This is a genomic window from Pseudomonas sp. EggHat1 (assembly GCF_014892995.1).
Classification (GTDB): Bacteria; Pseudomonadota; Gammaproteobacteria; order Pseudomonadales; family Pseudomonadaceae; genus Aquipseudomonas; species Aquipseudomonas chaetocerotis.
Window position 1 is genome coordinate 1 of the sequence record NZ_JACKQK010000016.1, and the last position, 15,757, is coordinate 15,757.

A 15,757-nucleotide genomic window follows, 5' to 3' on the forward strand; every position below is an offset into this window, starting at 1 on the left:
GCGAAACGGGGCTGCACTACAACACCTTCAGGTTCTACGATCCGGATATCGGGCGGTTTATCAGCCCGGACCCGATTGGGTTGGCGGGTGGGATCAACCTGTTCCAGTACGCGCCGGAGCCGTATGGGTGGGTGGATCCGTGGGGGTGGTCGTGTCGCTTGAATTACGTTGGTAGAACACCGAGTAAAAATAGTAAAACCGGAAAGGCTGTTATCGCACGAATGCGAACTGAGGGGCGCATTCGAGGTACAGGCGCCAATATGAAATTCAAGAGTTCTGACGGGAAGTGGCATAACGTCAAGTATGCTGATATGGCACATAAAACAGATGCGGTCAGCTATTGGAACAAGAAAGGTGGGTTCCACGGTGCCAAGTCGAAAGAGGTCCGTGCATGGATGCGAGACTCAGACAACTATGAGCTAGAGTACTTTTCACATAATCGTTCTAAAGGTGCAAGTCTCGGGGAAACTTACAGAGATCCTGGAGGCTTTATTGGACCTGCTGAAAAATCAACCTATTTCTAAGGTGAGAAATGAGAGATCTAGAAGTAGAACAGCCAGACCTAGCAGAGAAAATTATCAACGTTATTGAGTCAGGTAATATGATGGCAGATGAAGGCGCGCACGAGAAAGCGCTGGCTGCTTATAATCAAGCTTGGAATCTTCTACCTGACCCTAAAATAGAATGGACCATGATTAGCAGCTGGTTGGCTGGCTGTTTTTATGAGTCTTTTTTTCAACTCGAAGACTTTAAGAGCGCACTACATTGGGCGTCTATTGAGTTGGATATCAGGGAGTCAGATATTGATGTGGGTCCTTGGATGAACCTAGGGAAAGTATGTTACGAGCTCAACGATCATGATGCAGCCTTCAACTACTTCAAGAAGGCTTTTGATTTCGGCAAGGCTAGAGTTTTTAAGGAAGAGCCAAAGAAATATTACGAGTTCTTCAAGTTAAAAGAAATTTGAAGAAAGGGGAATAGGGGACGACAGGGACAGACCACGATTAATTTATCCGTAAATCGAGGTCTGTCCCCTGTTGTTCCACCGACCCTAACGGCCTGCCGCAGCAACTCACCGAAGACGACGGCCGCTGCATCTGGCAGGCGCGCTACCAGGTCTGGGGCAACACCCTGGCCGAAACGCAGGAAAGCTTCTTCGTCGAAGAGCAGAACCTGCGATTCCAGGGCCAGTACCTGGACCGCGAAACGGGGCTGCACTACAACACGTTCAGGTTCTACGATCCGGATATCGGGCGGTTTATCAGCCCGGACCCGATTGGGTTGCTGGGAGGTGCCAATCTTTATCAGTACGCTCCTAATCCGCTGGCGTGGTCAGACCCGTTAGGCTGGGCTCCATGGGCTCGTGGAAAATTTGATGACTGGTTCAATGCCGCATCTATAAACGATATCAATAGTAATAAAGCGGCTGTCTCTGAAGCGCTGCGAGGCGCAGGAAAAATGCATGAAATGTTCCCAGTATCACTCGCAGCCAAAGCTAAAGAGCTAGGTTTCACTGCTCAGGAGCTAAAAAATATGTTGTTGAGACCAACAGGATTACCTTTGTTAATGTCACCGACTCAAAGGGAAGGCCTGTTCCTGATGGTTCACACCATGGAAGCCGTGCGGGTAGACATTTCCATAATAAATTAATCGCAGATTTGTAAGGCTCTACCAGCAAAAGAGAGGCTAAGATGCTTATTGCCAAACATCATAGAGCTCATATGAAACTAAGTAGGTGCACATAAATGCCAAGTGAAAATAAAAGTATTCATGTTTGGGTAGGTAGTAATTTCTCGCAAGATGATGAATACATGAGCTATTTCGAGATCGATCACTCTACCGAAGGTGATTTTGATGATCCAAACTACAAGCTCTGTGGCTTTTGCAGAGATATTGGTATTGTTTGGTATGACGAGGATTTCATTGGCATTATCCCTCGTTGCGAGCATGAGGTTTCGCTAGATGAAATTCTGACCGAAGCCGCTGTGGATGAAGATGAACTGCCATTGGTCAAAGCTCGTTGTGAGACACTTGGAATCAAGAAGGCCAATGCGATTTTTTGGTACCAAGACGCAGATCTGGTTCTCAAGCAGCCTATTAAAGATAGTTATAACGGCCTGAAATACATAGGCGTATTTCAAGGAGATTAAGCGAAAAGAGGGACGGGTTTATTGCTCTCAAAAATAGGAAGGATTTATTTTTGACAGCCCGACATGATAGTCAATAAATAAATCCGCCCCTTTTCCCAAGTGCATCTGGCAGGCGCGCTACCAGGTCTGGGGCAACACCCTGGCCGAAACGCAGGAAAGCTTCTTCGTCGAAGAGCAGAACCTGCGCTTCCAGGGTCGGTACCTGGACCGCGAAACGGGGCTGCACTACAACACGTTCAGGTTCTACGATCCGGATATCGGGCGGTTTATCAGCCCTGATCCGATTGGCGTGCCCCCAATAAATGAGAGGGGAGCTGATCGTGTTGCCGCCACGCGAGCCGGGTCAGGCCTTCACGCATCGTTCTCATGTCTACCGCTATGGCAAAAGGCTTACACGCCGAAGCGCAATGAGCCTCTCCCGTCTTATGCGTAGGCTGGCTAATCTACACACACCTGCCGGGAACTGGATGTCCCGGGTCAAGGAAGACAGACCGCGCCAGGATGGCAAACGACAGGATGTCGGAAGGTCATTAAAAAACCCGCTTCGGCGGGTTTTTTGTTGTCTGCAAAAAGTCGGGTCAGGCTGCGCGGCAGCCAAGCATGGTTCAACGCTGCCGGGAGACCGGTGAAAGGCTCCATCGAGCATCGCCTGCCAGTTCCCGCCATTGCCTCACTGCGCCGTGGCCAGTACCTGCGTATTGCGCCCGGCATGCTTGGCGCGATAGAGCGCGCCGTCGGCCTTGAGCAGCATGCTGGTGATGTCATCGTCCAGGGCGGGTGTCAGCCCGTAAATACCGGCACTGAAGCTCAAGGCGATGTTCTTGTCGTCGATCTGCGCCGGGTGTTGGGTAAGCGACTGGCGCAGCTGATCGACCAGCTCCAGCGCGCCACTGGCATCGGTACCGGGCAGGATCAGCAGGAATTCCTCACCACCGTAACGACCAATGCTGTCGTTACGCCGCAGACGCTGCTGAAGATGGTCCGCGCAGTGCCTGAGCACGTCATCGCCAACCAGGTGGCCATGGCTGTCGTTGATCTGCTTGAAGTGATCCAGATCGAGCATGGCGATGGACAGTGGTGTGTGTTGACGGCGAGCACGCTCCAGTTCGTCGGTGAGTCGCTCGAGTATCGCCAGGCGATTGGGCAGCCGGGTAAGCGTGTCACGCAGGGCGGTCTGCCGCAGTTCCGATTCGATACGCTCGCGCGACAGCAGCACCAGGCCGAAGGAGAACATGATGATGGTGGCGGCGCCGAGGGCGACCGATACGGTCTGCTTCAGGTTGCTCACGTCGTAGTGCATCTCTGCCGGCGCGCCGCTGAGGATGACCGCTACGCGAATGCCCAGCCCGAACAGGCTGATGCCTGCGCCAATGATCAGGATGCGATGGGCACGGCCACCTGCCACGGCATGGATGCGGCTCAGGCGCAGGATCACCAGGCATTGCGTGAACAGCAGCAGGCAGGCCACCAGCTGGCGGGGTTCCTGGGTGTCGACCAGCAGGCTGAGCAGCACGCCCAGCAGCAGCGGAAAGGCGAAGGCCAACCGCCAGGGCGGGCGCCGACCATGGATCAGCGGCAGGCTGACGGTGTAGAACGCCAGTGCCGTCGACAGCAGTGTGTTGGCCAGCACATAGGTCAGCCAAATTGAAGCCTGCCCGAACAGGGTGAAGCCGATGTAGGCCAGCGCGTGGGAAAGCATGCCCAAACCCGTGGTGAGCATGCCGTCGCGGTGACGCAACTGGCCGACCAGGATCAGGCAACTGCCCATGATCACGGCGACCAGCGCGACGGCTCCGAACAGGGTCTGGGTGTGGGCGATCATGTCGGCCTTCTTGTTTTCAGGAGTTGCTTAACTCTAGTGCAATCCTTTGTCCCAGTGCTTGCGTCAGGTCAGGCCCACCAGTAGCGCACCATATGGAAGAACACCGGTGCTGCGAAGCACACCGAATCGAGGCGGTCGAGCATGCCGCCGTGCCCTTCGATCATGTGGCCCCAGTCCTTCACCCCACGGTCGCGCTTGATCGCCGACATCACCAGGCCGCCGGCAAAGCCGAGCATGCACACCAGCAGGGCGAACAGTGCGGCCTGCCAGAAGGCGAACGGGGTGATCCAGCAGAGCATGGCGCCGATCAGGGTGGCCAGTGCCACGCCGCCGACAAAGCCTTCCACGGTTTTCGAGGGTGAGAGGTTGGGCGCGATCTTGTGTTTGCCGGCCAGCTTGCCGCACACGTACTGCAACACGTCGGAGAGCTGCACGACGATGATCAGCCAGGCGATCAGCAGCAGGTTGCGGCCCTCGTAGCCGGGAATGTCCAGGGTCAGCAAGGCGGGCACCGAGGAGATGCAGTAAACCGCGATCATCAGGCCCCACTGCACCTTGGCCGCACGTTCGAGGTAACGCGTGGTGTCGCCGCCCAGCGAAGCGAGGATCGGCAGCAGCAGGAACAGGTAGACCGGGATGAAGATGGCGAACAGGCCGTACCAGCCGAAGGCGATCAGCACGTACTGCATCGGCAGGGCGAAATAGAAGGCCGCCACCAGCGCCGGGTAGTCGCTGCGCCGGGTCGGCGTCAAGGTCATGAACTCGCGCAGGGCATAGAAGGATACGAAGTAGAACAGCACCACAACGCCGGTGTTGCCGAACAGGAAGGCGATGCCGATCACCAGCACCATCACCCACCAGGCGTTGATCCGCGCGTTGAGGTTGTCGACCACCGGGTTGGGGCGGTCGCCGCTGCGTTTCTTGAGGATGAAGCCGACCAGGCTGGCCAGCAGGAGCAGGGCACCGATACCGGCGAATAACAACAGGGTATTACGATCCATCTCAGGCCTCCTCGGGTGCCAGTGCCAGCAGGGCGTTACGCGCGCGTTCCAGGAAGGCGTCCTTGCCTTCCCCCTCGATGGGCTCCAGCGCAGCGCCGAAGCTCAGTGTGCATAGCAGGGGCAAGGGCAGCGCCCTGCCCTTGGGCATCACCCGGTTGAGGTTGGCGATCCACACCGGCACAAGTTCCACGTCCGGGCGCGCCTGAGCCAGGTGATAAAGGCCGCTCTTGAAGGGCAGCAGCGGCTCGTCGCCGAGGTTGCGTGTGCCTTCGGGGAAGATGATCAGCGAGTCGCCGCCGTCCAGCGCGTCGAGCATCGCTTGCAGCGGGTTGGCGCCTTCCTTGCGCTCGCGGTCGACCAACACGCCGTTGAATACCTTGTTGATCAGGAAGCTGCGTACGCCCGGCTTCTGCCAGTAGTCGGCGCCGGCCACCGGTCGGGTGCGTTTGCGCAGTTCTGGCGGCAGCGAGGCCCAGAGCAGGACGAAATCGCCATGGCTGCTGTGGTTGGCGTAGTACAGGCGTTGCGTTGCCTGCGCGGTGCTGCCGAGCCACAGGGCTCGTGCGCCGGTCAGCAGGCGAGCTGCCGAGGTGATGGCGAAAGCGGTCAATGCAGCGAGCATGGCGACTCCTTAAGCGAAAACGATGAAGATCCCGAGTACAACGATGACGATCTGTAGCAACAGGCACAGCGCCTGTTTACGCAGTAGGCCGAGTGCGCCCTGAGAGCGAAGGCTCCAGGTACGGCCAGCCTGCTGTGCATTCTGCAGGCCCAGATTCTGTAGCGCCTGATCCAGCGCATGAGTCTGGCTGTCGAGCTGTTCACCGGCCTGGGCCAGGCGCTGAAAGAGTTCGGCGTCCAGCGCCACGCGCAGCGCCCAGTATTTCTCGGCCAGTCCGGTGATCAGCAGCGCGGCGCACAGCAGCGCCAGGGTCAGGCTGGGCGGCGCACCCAGCCAAGGCGCCAGGCCGAAGAGCACGGCGAGCAGGCTGAGCGCGCCGGAGCAATGATCGAGGCTGCGCCCCCGCCGCAACAGTGCCGCGACCAGCAGCAGATCAGCCTGCATGAGCGACCTCCAGTCTGGGCCCGGCATCGAGCATGCCCTGCAACGCGGCCAGGTGCTGCGGGCCAAGCACGATCTGCGGCCGCGCCTGGCGGATCAGCGCCACGGCTGACTCCACGCTCTGGCAGCGGCCACTGTGCAGCAGCCAGGCCGCCACGGCGGTGGCACTGCGCGAATAGCCCAGAGCGCAGCACACCAGCAACGGGCCCTCATGACGCAGACGCTCTATGGCCTCGGCGGCGCGTTGGCAGGTCAGCGTATCCGGCGCCACGAGATCCAGTGACGGCAGGCTGCAATAGTTCTGCGGCGTATGCAGCAGCGGCAGCTCGGCGCAGAGGTCGACCAGGGCGGTAAATCCATCGAGATCGCCCGTGGCGGGCAGGCGGCCGAGATGAATGCCTTCCACGACCTGGCTGGGCGCAGGCTGGCGGTATGTCCACAGCCGCGAGTTGATCCAGGCGCCGATCAGATAGGGGGCGAGCAACGCCGTGGCGGCCGGGCTGAGGCGCCCATTGGCTTGTTTCTGGAAGCCGCCAGCACCGAACAGCAGGTAGTTGAGCGCAACCAGCACCAGGGCCACGGCCGGCCAGAACAGCCACAGCCAGGCACCGCCCAGCTTGACCGCTAGCACGGCGCTCAGCGTTGCGCCAAGCCCGTAGCGCAGTGCCAGGCGCCAACGGCGCGGATCGCTGGCCAGGCGTATCTGCTTCAGCGGCGTATCACCTTGCAGCGGCAACAGCCACAGGCAGAGGAACCCGGCCAGCAGCCCGGTGGGTACATCGATGAAATGGTGCTGCCAGGTGGTCAGCACGGAAATACCGATCAGCGCCATCCACCCGTGCAGCAGGGCACGCCAGAACAGGCCGCGCGTGTGATTGGCGAACATCGCCCAGATGATCACCAGCAGGGTGATATGCAGCGAAGGCGCCTGGTTGAAGGGTTTGTCGAAGCCCATCAGTACGTCGAACATCAGCCCGAAGGTGCCGTCCAGCGCGGGTCGTTCGAAGGTGAAGCGCAGTGGCCAGAGCAGGAAGCAGGCGACGCAGATCACCTGGGCGGCAAGCAGGCGCAGGGCGTGGCGATCCATTTCGCGGCGGCAGGCCGGCAGCAGGAAGGACAAACCATAGAGCAGGTCGATCGACCAGTACGGGACGATGCTCCAGGGCCACAGGGGTATCTGCGGCTCCCAGGCGAAGACCAGGCTGCCGACGTCATCGCGCTGCCCGCTGAACCAGTTGGCGAAGCCATAACTGGCGAAGAACAGCGGGCCGAGCAGCAGCAGCCAGAGTACGCCGCGCTTCCACAATCCTTGTTCGCGGGCGTGCTCCATCACTTCACCCGTTGTGCCAGGGACACACTGAAGATGCCCCATTGGTCGATGCGCTGCGCCACCTTGCGAAAGCCGGCGGCTTCGACCAACTGATCCATCTCCGCCTGGCTGCGCCGACGCATGACCCAGGCCTGGCCGTCGCGGTGGCTGGTCAGGGCGCGGGCGATCAGCTCCAGCTGCGGGTGCCAGGGCTGGCCGGTGTAGACCAGATAACCGCCCTCCTCGACTGCCGCCGCCAGGCCGGCCAGCGAGTCGCCGACCATCTGGTTGCTGCCGAACAGTTCGTACAGGCCGGAGACCACCGCCAGGGTCGGTTTCGGGTCGAGTGCGGCGAGGTCGTCACGGTCGAAGGCATCGCCTTTGACGAAACGGGCGATATCGCCCAGGCCCTTCTGCGCGATCAGGGCATTGCCGTCGCGCACGTTGATGTCGCTGTAGTCGCGCAGCAGGATCGAGTCGGGCCGCTGCTGCTGGCTTTCCAGCGATTCGAGGATGTAGCGGCCATGGCCGGCGGCGATATCGACGATGCGCACCGCGCTGTTCGCTTCGCGCAGTTTGCTCATGGCCAGGCGCAGCAGCTCCTCGGCGTGCAGCTTGCGCTGGCGAATGCCACGCCAGCCGATGGAATCCAGGTAGTTCTGGTCGATGAGTCGGCCCAGTGTGCCCTTGCCGGTGGGCTGGTTGCGGTAGACATAATCGAGCGTGCTGCCGGAATCGAAGCCGGTGTCGAAGCCCAGTTTCACCCCGGCCGACACACTGCTGCCCAGGCGCATGCCAGCGCGGGTGGCGCGCCAGTAGAGGTCACGCAGCGAGTGTTTCGGCAGCGGTGCGGCCAGCTCTTCGGCTTCGGCGCAGGTGGCGCCCAGGCGATCGGCATCGAGCAGCGAGGGGCGTGTGACCGGCTCCTCGAAATTGCGCAGGATGAAGCGCCGCGCGCGGCTCAGGGCATGGGCGCGGTCACGTTCACCAAGGGTGTCATGGAAGAAACCCGGGAGCAGGTGTTTTTCCTTGCGCAGACTGCCGAGGCGCGCGAAGAAGTCTTCCTGCGGCTTGCGGTGGACGACGAAATCGGCACCGGAGATCAGCAACTGGGTCGGCACCTGAATCGCCTGGGCGTCGGCGACGATACGGTCGGCCGCCTCGTACAGACCGAGCAGCATGGTCACCGAAATTGGCCGGGCGATCAGCGAGTCGTTCTCGAAGGAGGCGATACGCTCGGGATCGTGGCTGAGGAACCGCGCCTTGACGTAACTGTTGACGAAGAAGTTGCCGCGCAGGGTGTGCAGCAGCTTCAAGCCGGGGCGGGCGAAGGGCACGTAGAGCTTGACCTTGAACGCCGGCGAGGCGAGTACCAGGCAGCGCACCTTGGGCGCGTAGTCGTGGGCCCAGGTGGAGATGATCACCGCGCCAACGCTTTGCGCCACCACAGCCAGGTCCTCTTCGGCGATGCCGTGCTGGCTGCCGATATGCTCGACGAAGGTCTGCACGTCACGCACGTTGGTGGCGAAGCTCGGGCTGTCGCCGCGTGCGCCGGGTGAAAGGCCATGGCCACGGGCATCCCAGGCGAAGAAGTCGCAGTGCGGCAGCTCCAGTTCGTCCACCAGGTGGGCCATGCGCCCACCATGCTCATGGCCGCGATGAAACAGCACGACGGCCTGGCGCGGGCCATCGCCGGGCGCTGTCGCCGGCCAGTGGCGATAGCTCAGCTCGACGCCGTCATGCGTGGTGAAGCTGTGAAGTTGTACGGGGCGCATGGAATCTCCTTATTCCTTGAGAGGGTTCAGGCCGTTTCGGCCAACCCGTGGCGAACGCGGTTGTACAGCGTATAGAGCAGCAAGGCGAGGATCAGGGCCAACAGCAGGTTGATCCACAAAGCCGGAAGCAGGCCGGTGGCGACGCCAGCGCCGAGCACGCCGAAGCAGAAGGCGCGGTCACTCTTGCCCATCGGCCCGTCATATCGACGTGAAGCGCCAACCATCGGGCCAAGCACGCCGGCGTACTCGCTGATCACCGCCAGCAGCACCACGAGAATCACCAGCAGCGGCGAGACGCCGGCCAGCAGGGCGAAGGGCAGATACAAGGCGCTGTCGGCGATCACGTCGCAGAGTTCGTTGAGGTAGGCGCCGAGCTTCGATTGCTGGCCGAACTCGCGCGCGAGCATGCCGTCGACGGCGTTCAGCGCCATGCGCAGCAGCATCCACAGCGGAATCAGGGCGAACAGCCAGGTGATGTGGCTGAACGCGGCGAGCAGGGCGCCGAGCAGCGCGGAGATGACGGCTGCCGCCAGGGTGACCTGATTGGCGGTGACGCCGCGTGCGTGAAGACGTTCGACGCCGGGGCGCAGCAGGTTCTGGAAGGCCGGTTTGAGCTGGTAGATCGAGGGCATGGCAGCGAATTCCTTTTCTTGTCCCATCTTCGGCCATTGCCGAGGGCGAGACTGTGAACCCGTCGAGGTAGAAGTGGATTCATCGACGGCATTCGTAGCGCAGGTACGACCCGCCCTACCTGTGAATCACAACTTATACCCCGTCGTGGGATTTTCCTAGCGCTGGTGATTCGTCAGGAAAATCAGCCGGATGTGATCGATGGTGGCGCTTTGCTTGCATTTGACGCACAGCTTATCCACAGATCAGGCCGTTTCGCCCAGGCGGCTCAGCTGCGGCTCTTCGCCGCGCAGTTCGGTTTGTTGCTGGCGCACCCACTGAAAGGCACGTTCGTTGAGTTCGGCGATGGCACGCGGGCCTTCGCCCTCGGCATACATCGGCGGGCCGATGATGACCTGGATGGTGCCCGGGCGCTTGCCCCAGCCTGCCTTCGGCCAGAACTCACCAGCATTGTGGGTGATGGGCAGTACTGGCAGTCCGGCATTCACCGCCAGGGAGGTGCCGCCTCGGGAGAACTTGCCGATCTGGCCTGGTGGAATCCGCGTGCCTTCGGGGAACACCAGCACCCAGGCGCCCTGCTTGAGGCGTTCGTCGCCCTGCTTGGCCAACTGCTTGAGCGCCGCCTTGGGGTTGCTGCGGTCGATGGCGATGGGCTTGAGCAGCGCCATGCCCCAGCCGAAGAAGGGCACGCGCAGCAATTCACGCTTGACCACCTGCGACAGTGGCTCGAAGAAGCCGGAGAGGAAGAAGGTTTCCCAGGTGCTCTGGTGGTTGGCGAGGATCACACAGGGGCGCTCCGGGATGTTCTCCAGGCCGCGCACTTCATAGCGGATACCGACGATCACCTTGGCCAGCCACACGGCGCAGTTGCACCAGGCCTGGACGACGAAGCGGTAGCGTTGGCGGAACGGCAGCAGCGGCGCGACCACCAGGCTGATCAGGCACCAGAAGAAGGAGCTGGACGACAGCAGCAGGTAGAAAAGCGTGACTCTGAGTGCCTGCAGGATCGCCATTGAACTTCGCACCTTATGAAAGCAGTTGATCGGCAACAGCCGCCAGATCATCGAATACCAGGGTTCCCGGCGGCAACGGCTTGGCCAGGGTTCGTTCGCCCTTGCCGGTTTTCACCAGCACAGGCTGACAATCGACGGCCAGCGCGGCCTGCAGGTCACCGCCGGTATCGCCGACGAACCAGATTCCTGCCAGTTCCGTGGCGTAGTGCGCAGCGATCTGCCGGAGCATGCCCGGTTTCGGCTTGCGGCACTCGCAGCCATCGTCCGGTCCGTGCGGGCAATGAACGATCAGGCCGACTTCACCGCCCTGCTCCGCCACCAACTCGCGCAGGCGCGTGTGCATCGACTCCAGGGTCGCCAGGTCGTAATAACCACGGGCGATGCCGGACTGGTTGGTGGCCACCGCCACCGTCCAACCGGCTTTCGACAGGCGTGCGATGGCGGTGATCGACGAAGGGATTGGCAGCCATTCGTCGAGCGTCTTGATATAGGCGTCGGAGTCTTCGTTGATGACACCGTCGCGGTCGAGGATCAGTAACTTCATAGCCACAAGCTCCAAGCCGCAAGCTACAAGGCAGCAGCGGCCTGCTTGCCGCTTGAAGCCTGTAGCTTGCCGCTGCTGGGGTCAGCCCAGTACCGAGATGTCCGCCACGCCGAGGAACAGCCCGCGCAGGCGGGCCAGCAGGGCGTAACGGTTGGCGCGCACGCGTGCGTCTTCGGCGTTGACCAGCACCGCCTCGAAGAAGGCATCCACCGGCTCGCGCAGGCCAGCCAGCTTGGCCAGGGCCTCGTTGTACTGGCGGGCGGCGGCCAGCGGCTGTACGGCCTGGTCGGCTTGCTGGATGGCGGCGTGCAGGGCGAACTCGCTGGGGTTGTCGAAGTAGTGCGCTTCGACCTGGGCGGCGACGCCACCTTCGGCCTTGCTCAGCAGGTTCGACACACGCTTGTTGGCGGCGGCCAGGGCAGCGGCCTGCGGCAGCGTGCGGAAGGCCTGCACGGCCTGCACGCGCTGGTCGAAGTCCAGCGGTGAGGTCGGGTTGACCGCACGCACCGCCTGGTACACGGCCACTTCGATGCCTTCGTCTTCGTAGCGTGCACGCAGGCGGTCGAAGATGAACTCCAGCACCTGGGCGGCCAGGCCTTCGGTCTTGATCTTGCCGGCGTACTGGGCGACAGCGAAGTCGACTGCAGCGGCCAGGTCCAGGTCCAGGCCCTTCTCGATCAGGATGCGCAGCACGCCGAGGGCGGCGCGACGCAGGGCGTAGGGGTCTTTCGAGCCGGTCGGCAGCATGCCGATGCCGAAGATGCCGACCAGGGTGTCGAGCTTGTCGGCCACCGCCACGGCAGCACCGGTCAGGGTGCTTGGCAGTTCCGCGCCGGCACCGCGTGGCATGTATTGCTCGTTCAGGGCCAGGGCGACGTCCTGCGGCTCACCGTCGTTGAGCGCGTAGTAGTAGCCGGCGATGCCCTGCATCTCGGGGAATTCGCCGACCATCTCGGTGGCCAGGTCGCACTTGCTCAGCAGGCCGGCACGGGCGGCACGCTGGGCGTCGCCACCGACTTCGCGGGCGATGAAGCCGGCCAGGGCGGAGACGCGCTGGGCCTTTTCGAATACCGAACCCAGCTGGGCCTGGAACACCACGTTGGCCAGGCGCTGGTTGAAGCCTTCGAGCTTCTGCTTCTTGTCCTGCTTGAAGAAGAACTCGGCGTCGGTCAGGCGCGGACGCACGACCTTCTCGTTGCCCGAGACGATCTGCGCCGGGTCCTTGGACTCGACGTTGGCCACGGTGATGAAGCGCGGCAGCAGCTTGCCGTTCGCATCGAGCAGGCAGAAGTACTTCTGGTTGTCCTGCATGGTGCTGATCAGCGCCTCCTGCGGCACCTCGAGGAAGCGTTCCTCGAACGAGCAGACCAGCGGTACTGGCCATTCGACCAGGGCGGTTACTTCGTCCAGCAGCGCCGGCGGCACGATGGCCGTGCCCTGCTCAGCCGCAGCCAGCTCGTCGACGCGGCGGCTGATGAGCTCGCGGCGCTCGGCGAAGTCGGCCAGCACGAAGGCGCTGCGCAGGTCTTCGGCGTAGTTGGCCGGGGCGCTGATACGCACGTCGCGGTTGGCGTGGAAGCGGTGGCCACGGGAGACGCGACCAGCCTTCTGCGCGAGGATTTCGCAGTCGACCACGGCGTCGCCGAAGAGCATCACCAGCCACTGCGTCGGGCGCACGAATTCGTCGCGACGGGCGGCCCAGCGCATGCGCTTGGGAATCGGTAGGTCGTTCAGCGAATCCTGCACGATGGTCGGCAGCAGGTTGACCGCCGGCTGGCCAGGGATGTGCTGGGCGAAGCGCAGTTTCGCACCGCTGCGGTCGATCTCGGCGATGTCCACGCCGCACTTGCGGGCGAAGCCCAGGGCGGCCTGGGTCGGGTTGCCGTCGGCGTCGAAGGCGGCCTGGATGGGCGGGCCGTCGAGGTTCATGCTGCGGTCGGCCTGCTGCTCTTCGAGCTGCTCGACCAGCACCGCGAGGCGGCGCGGCGCGGCGTACACGCGGCTGGCGGTGTAGCTCAGGCCGGCGCTCTTGAGGCCTTTCTCGATACCGGCGAGGAAGGCCTCACCGAGGCTCTTCAGGGCTTTCGGTGGCAGCTCTTCGGTGCCCAGTTCGACCAGGAAATCTTTCGCACTCATGCTTGCGCCTCCAGCTTGGCCAGTACTTCGTCACGCAGTTCGGGGGTGGCCATGGGGAAGCCGAGCTTGGCGCGCGCCTGCAGGTAGCTCTGCGCTACCGCGCGGGCCAGGGTGCGCACGCGCAGGATGTACTGCTGACGCGCGGTCACCGAGATGGCGCGGCGGGCGTCCAGCAGGTTGAAGGTGTGCGAGGCCTTGAGCACCATTTCGTAGGTCGGCAGCGGCAGCTGAAGCTCGATCAGACGGTTGGCTTCGCTCTCGTAGAAGTCGAACAGCTCGAACAGCTTCTCGACGTTGGCGTGCTCGAAGTTGTAGGTGGACTGCTCCACCTCGTTCTGATGGAACACGTCGCCGTAGGTCACGGTGCCGAACGGACCGTCGGTCCAGATCAGGTCGTAGACCGAGTCCACGCCCTGCAGGTACATGGCCAGGCGCTCCAGGCCGTAGGTGATCTCGCCGGTCACCGGGTAGCACTCGATGCCACCGACCTGCTGGAAGTAGGTGAACTGGGTGACTTCCATGCCGTTGAGCCAGATTTCCCAGCCCAGACCCCAGGCGCCGAGGGTCGGCGACTCCCAGTTGTCTTCGACGAAGCGGATGTCATGCACTTCCGGGTCGAGGCCGATGGCCTTCAGCGAACCCAGGTACAGCTCCTGGAAGTTCTCCGGGTTGGGCTTGAGGACCACCTGGAACTGGTAGTAGTGCTGCAGGCGGTTGGGGTTTTCGCCGTAGCGGCCGTCGGTCGGGCGACGCGAAGGCTGCACGTAGGCGGCATTCCAGGTCTCCGGGCCAATGGCGCGCAGGAAGGTGGCGGTGTGGAAGGTGCCGGCACCTACTTCCATGTCGTAGGGTTGCAGCACCACGCAGCCCTGCTCGGCCCAGTAGTTCTGCAGGGCCAGGATCAGGTCCTGGAAGGTGCGCACGGCAGGCTTGGTCTGGCTCACGAAAAAATCACCTGTGGAGGCTTGCGAGGGAAAGCCGGAGAGTATATCGAAACTCGGCGCAGGCCGCAGGGTACGGCATATCGGCATCATCCGACGCGTAGCGCGACTGTATTTATATCCAGTTGTTTTGCCGTTATAGTCACCGCTTCGACCCTGACCGAGGTTCACAGCCATGCCCCGCTGCTTCTGGTGTACCGACGATCCGCTCTACCAGGCCTATCACGACGAGGAATGGGGTGTGCCGCAGCGCGATGCCGGTCATCTGTTCGAGATGCTGCTGCTCGAAGGTGCGCAGGCTGGCCTGTCGTGGATCACCGTGCTGAAGAAGCGCGAGCGTTATCGCCAGGTGCTGCACGGTTTCGATCCCGAGCGCCTGGCCCGTCTCGGCGATGAAGAGATCGAGGCGCTGATGCAGGACCCGGGCATCATCCGCAATCGCCTCAAGCTCAAGGCCGTGCGGCAGAACGCCCAGGCCTGGCTGAAGCTGGAGGACCCGGTGACATTGCTCTGGTCGTTCGTCGGCGGTGCGCCGAAGATCAATCATTTCAGCGACCGTAGCCAGATGCCGGCAGTGACGCCCGAGGCCGAGGCCATGAGCAAGGCGCTGAAGAAGGCCGGTTTCACCTTCGTCGGGCCGACCATCTGCTATGCCTTCATGCAGGCCACGGGTATGGTGATGGACCACACCACCGACTGCGACCGCTATGCGCAACTGAAGGGCTCATGACCACCATCACCACGCTGGACGAACTGCAGGCACTGTACGGCGAAAGCCATGAACGCTCGCGGCGCAAGGAACTGCCGCGGCTGATCGAGCCCTACCGTGCGCTGATCCAGGCCTCGCCCTTCGTGGTGTTGGCCAGCGTGGGCCCGGATGGCCTGGATTGCTCACCGCGCGGCGATGCGCCAGGTTTCGTGCGAATTCTCGATGACCAGACCCTGCTGCTGCCGGATCGCCCCGGTAACAACCGCATCGACAGCCTGCGCAACATCGTGCTGAACCCGCGCGTGGCGCTGCTGTTCCTGATTCCCGGCGTTGGCGAGAGCCTGCGCATCAACGGTCGCGCCGAGATTTCCCTCGACCCCGAGCTGCTCGAACTGGGCCGTGCCCAGGGCAAGCTGCCGCGCAGCGTGCTGCGCATCCATATCGATACCTGCTACTTCCAGTGTTCCAAGGCGGCAGTGCGTTCCGGCCTGTGGGATGCCTCGCGTCAGGTCGAGCGCGCCAGTCTGCCGAGTGCCGGCGATATCTTCCGCTGTATCTATGAGGAGTTCGACGTCGAGGCCTACGAGCGCGATCTGCAGCAGAGGCTTCGGACGAGCCTGTACTGACTGGCTCGGCCCTGGCCGTTACACTGGGCGCTTTGCGG

The 15,757-nt window shown here is 62.2% G+C and carries 16 protein-coding genes and 2 pseudogenes; 7 read left to right on the top strand and 11 right to left on the bottom strand.

Annotated elements, in window-relative coordinates; translation table 11 throughout:
• The 5 genes and pseudogenes from INS93_RS20760 to INS93_RS25165 all read left to right on the top strand — a co-directional run.
• A partial coding sequence (locus tag INS93_RS20760; protein WP_264294432.1) for an RHS repeat-associated core domain-containing protein occupies positions 1-524 on the top strand: 524 nt, incomplete at its 5' end.
• Between the two features lie 8 nt (positions 525-532).
• The gene (locus tag INS93_RS20765; RefSeq protein WP_192985354.1) at positions 533-967 is read left to right on the top strand and encodes a hypothetical protein; all 435 of its coding nucleotides are present in this window, start codon (positions 533-535) and stop codon (positions 965-967) included.
• Between the two features lie 80 nt (positions 968-1,047).
• A pseudogene (locus INS93_RS20770) lies at positions 1,048-1,350 on the top strand (RHS repeat-associated core domain-containing protein); the annotation flags it as partial.
• A gap of 395 nt (positions 1,351-1,745) precedes the next feature.
• The gene (locus INS93_RS20775; protein WP_192985355.1) at positions 1,746-2,150 is read left to right on the top strand and encodes an immunity 22 family protein; all 405 of its coding nucleotides are present in this window, start codon (positions 1,746-1,748) and stop codon (positions 2,148-2,150) included.
• Positions 2,151-2,253: 103 nt separating this feature from the next.
• Positions 2,254-2,442: pseudogene (locus INS93_RS25165) on the top strand (RHS repeat-associated core domain-containing protein); the annotation flags it as partial.
• Between the two features lie 378 nt (positions 2,443-2,820).
• Here the strand turns inward: INS93_RS25165 and INS93_RS20785 are convergent.
• The 11 genes from INS93_RS20785 to glyQ form a co-directional block, all read right to left on the bottom strand.
• Positions 2,821-3,972, bottom strand: coding sequence for a GGDEF domain-containing protein (locus tag INS93_RS20785; protein WP_192985356.1), 1,152 nt, complete (start codon positions 3,970-3,972; stop codon positions 2,821-2,823).
• Between the two features lie 68 nt (positions 3,973-4,040).
• Positions 4,041-4,973, bottom strand: a complete 933-nt coding sequence (locus INS93_RS20790) for a phosphatidate cytidylyltransferase (RefSeq protein WP_192985357.1) — start codon at positions 4,971-4,973, stop codon at positions 4,041-4,043.
• Position 4,974: 1 nt separating this feature from the next.
• Entirely contained in the window at positions 4,975-5,595 is a 621-nt protein-coding gene (locus INS93_RS20795; protein WP_074677272.1) for a lysophospholipid acyltransferase family protein, read from the bottom strand.
• Between the two features lie 9 nt (positions 5,596-5,604).
• Positions 5,605-6,039 (bottom strand): hypothetical protein, encoded by a 435-nt coding sequence (locus INS93_RS20800; protein ID WP_192985358.1) that lies wholly within the window; start codon positions 6,037-6,039, stop codon positions 5,605-5,607.
• Positions 6,029-7,366, bottom strand: a complete 1,338-nt coding sequence (locus INS93_RS20805) for a phosphatase PAP2/dual specificity phosphatase family protein (RefSeq protein WP_192985359.1) — start codon at positions 7,364-7,366, stop codon at positions 6,029-6,031. Before INS93_RS20805 ends, INS93_RS20800 begins: the two co-directional genes overlap by 11 nt.
• Positions 7,366-9,120: a bifunctional alpha/beta hydrolase/class I SAM-dependent methyltransferase gene (locus INS93_RS20810; protein ID WP_192985360.1), complete on the bottom strand. Its 1,755-nt coding sequence runs from the start codon at positions 9,118-9,120 to the stop codon at positions 7,366-7,368. The genes INS93_RS20805 and INS93_RS20810 overlap by 1 nt, the downstream gene beginning before the upstream one ends.
• Before the next feature lie 26 nt (positions 9,121-9,146).
• Positions 9,147-9,752: a CDP-alcohol phosphatidyltransferase family protein gene (locus INS93_RS20815; protein WP_192985361.1), complete on the bottom strand. Its 606-nt coding sequence runs from the start codon at positions 9,750-9,752 to the stop codon at positions 9,147-9,149.
• A gap of 243 nt (positions 9,753-9,995) precedes the next feature.
• The gene (locus INS93_RS20820) at positions 9,996-10,763 is read right to left on the bottom strand and encodes a lysophospholipid acyltransferase family protein (protein WP_160018653.1); all 768 of its coding nucleotides are present in this window, start codon (positions 10,761-10,763) and stop codon (positions 9,996-9,998) included.
• Positions 10,764-10,776: 13 nt separating this feature from the next.
• The gene (gene gmhB, locus INS93_RS20825; protein ID WP_192985362.1) at positions 10,777-11,313 is read right to left on the bottom strand and encodes a D-glycero-beta-D-manno-heptose 1,7-bisphosphate 7-phosphatase; all 537 of its coding nucleotides are present in this window, start codon (positions 11,311-11,313) and stop codon (positions 10,777-10,779) included.
• A 75-nt stretch (positions 11,314-11,388) separates the two neighbouring features.
• Positions 11,389-13,443 (bottom strand): glycine--tRNA ligase subunit beta, encoded by a 2,055-nt coding sequence (glyS, locus tag INS93_RS20830; protein ID WP_192985363.1) that lies wholly within the window; start codon positions 13,441-13,443, stop codon positions 11,389-11,391.
• Positions 13,440-14,387 (bottom strand): glycine--tRNA ligase subunit alpha, encoded by a 948-nt coding sequence (glyQ, locus tag INS93_RS20835; RefSeq protein ID WP_037001019.1) that lies wholly within the window; start codon positions 14,385-14,387, stop codon positions 13,440-13,442. Before glyQ ends, glyS begins: the two co-directional genes overlap by 4 nt.
• A gap of 172 nt (positions 14,388-14,559) precedes the next feature.
• On the opposite strand from glyQ, the gene INS93_RS20840 reads away from it, so the two are divergent.
• Both INS93_RS20840 and INS93_RS20845 read left to right on the top strand, forming a co-directional pair.
• Positions 14,560-15,114 carry a DNA-3-methyladenine glycosylase I gene (locus tag INS93_RS20840; protein WP_192985364.1) on the top strand — a complete coding sequence of 185 codons (555 nt, stop codon included), beginning with the start codon at positions 14,560-14,562 and terminating at the stop codon, positions 15,112-15,114.
• Positions 15,111-15,719, top strand: coding sequence for a pyridoxamine 5'-phosphate oxidase family protein (locus INS93_RS20845; RefSeq protein WP_192985365.1), 609 nt, complete (start codon positions 15,111-15,113; stop codon positions 15,717-15,719). The genes INS93_RS20840 and INS93_RS20845 overlap by 4 nt, the downstream gene beginning before the upstream one ends.
• Positions 15,720-15,757 lie beyond the last annotated feature (38 nt).

Coding starts and splice junctions, on each gene's coding strand:
- INS93_RS20765 (WP_192985354.1), top strand. CDS start 533: ATGAGAGATCTAGAAGTAGAACAGCCAGACCTAGCAGAGAAAATTATC.
- INS93_RS20775 (WP_192985355.1), top strand. CDS start 1,746: ATGCCAAGTGAAAATAAAAGTATTCATGTTTGGGTAGGTAGTAATTTC.
- INS93_RS20785 (WP_192985356.1), bottom strand. CDS start 3,972: ATGATCGCCCACACCCAGACCCTGTTCGGAGCCGTCGCGCTGGTCGCC.
- INS93_RS20790 (WP_192985357.1), bottom strand. CDS start 4,973: ATGGATCGTAATACCCTGTTGTTATTCGCCGGTATCGGTGCCCTGCTC.
- INS93_RS20795 (WP_074677272.1), bottom strand. CDS start 5,595: ATGCTCGCTGCATTGACCGCTTTCGCCATCACCTCGGCAGCTCGCCTG.
- INS93_RS20800 (WP_192985358.1), bottom strand. CDS start 6,039: ATGCAGGCTGATCTGCTGCTGGTCGCGGCACTGTTGCGGCGGGGGCGC.
- INS93_RS20805 (WP_192985359.1), bottom strand. CDS start 7,366: ATGGAGCACGCCCGCGAACAAGGATTGTGGAAGCGCGGCGTACTCTGG.
- INS93_RS20810 (WP_192985360.1), bottom strand. CDS start 9,120: ATGCGCCCCGTACAACTTCACAGCTTCACCACGCATGACGGCGTCGAG.
- INS93_RS20815 (WP_192985361.1), bottom strand. CDS start 9,752: ATGCCCTCGATCTACCAGCTCAAACCGGCCTTCCAGAACCTGCTGCGC.
- INS93_RS20820 (WP_160018653.1), bottom strand. CDS start 10,763: ATGGCGATCCTGCAGGCACTCAGAGTCACGCTTTTCTACCTGCTGCTG.
- glyS (WP_192985363.1), bottom strand. CDS start 13,443: ATGAGTGCGAAAGATTTCCTGGTCGAACTGGGCACCGAAGAGCTGCCA.
- INS93_RS20840 (WP_192985364.1), top strand. CDS start 14,560: ATGCCCCGCTGCTTCTGGTGTACCGACGATCCGCTCTACCAGGCCTAT.
- INS93_RS20845 (WP_192985365.1), top strand. CDS start 15,111: ATGACCACCATCACCACGCTGGACGAACTGCAGGCACTGTACGGCGAA.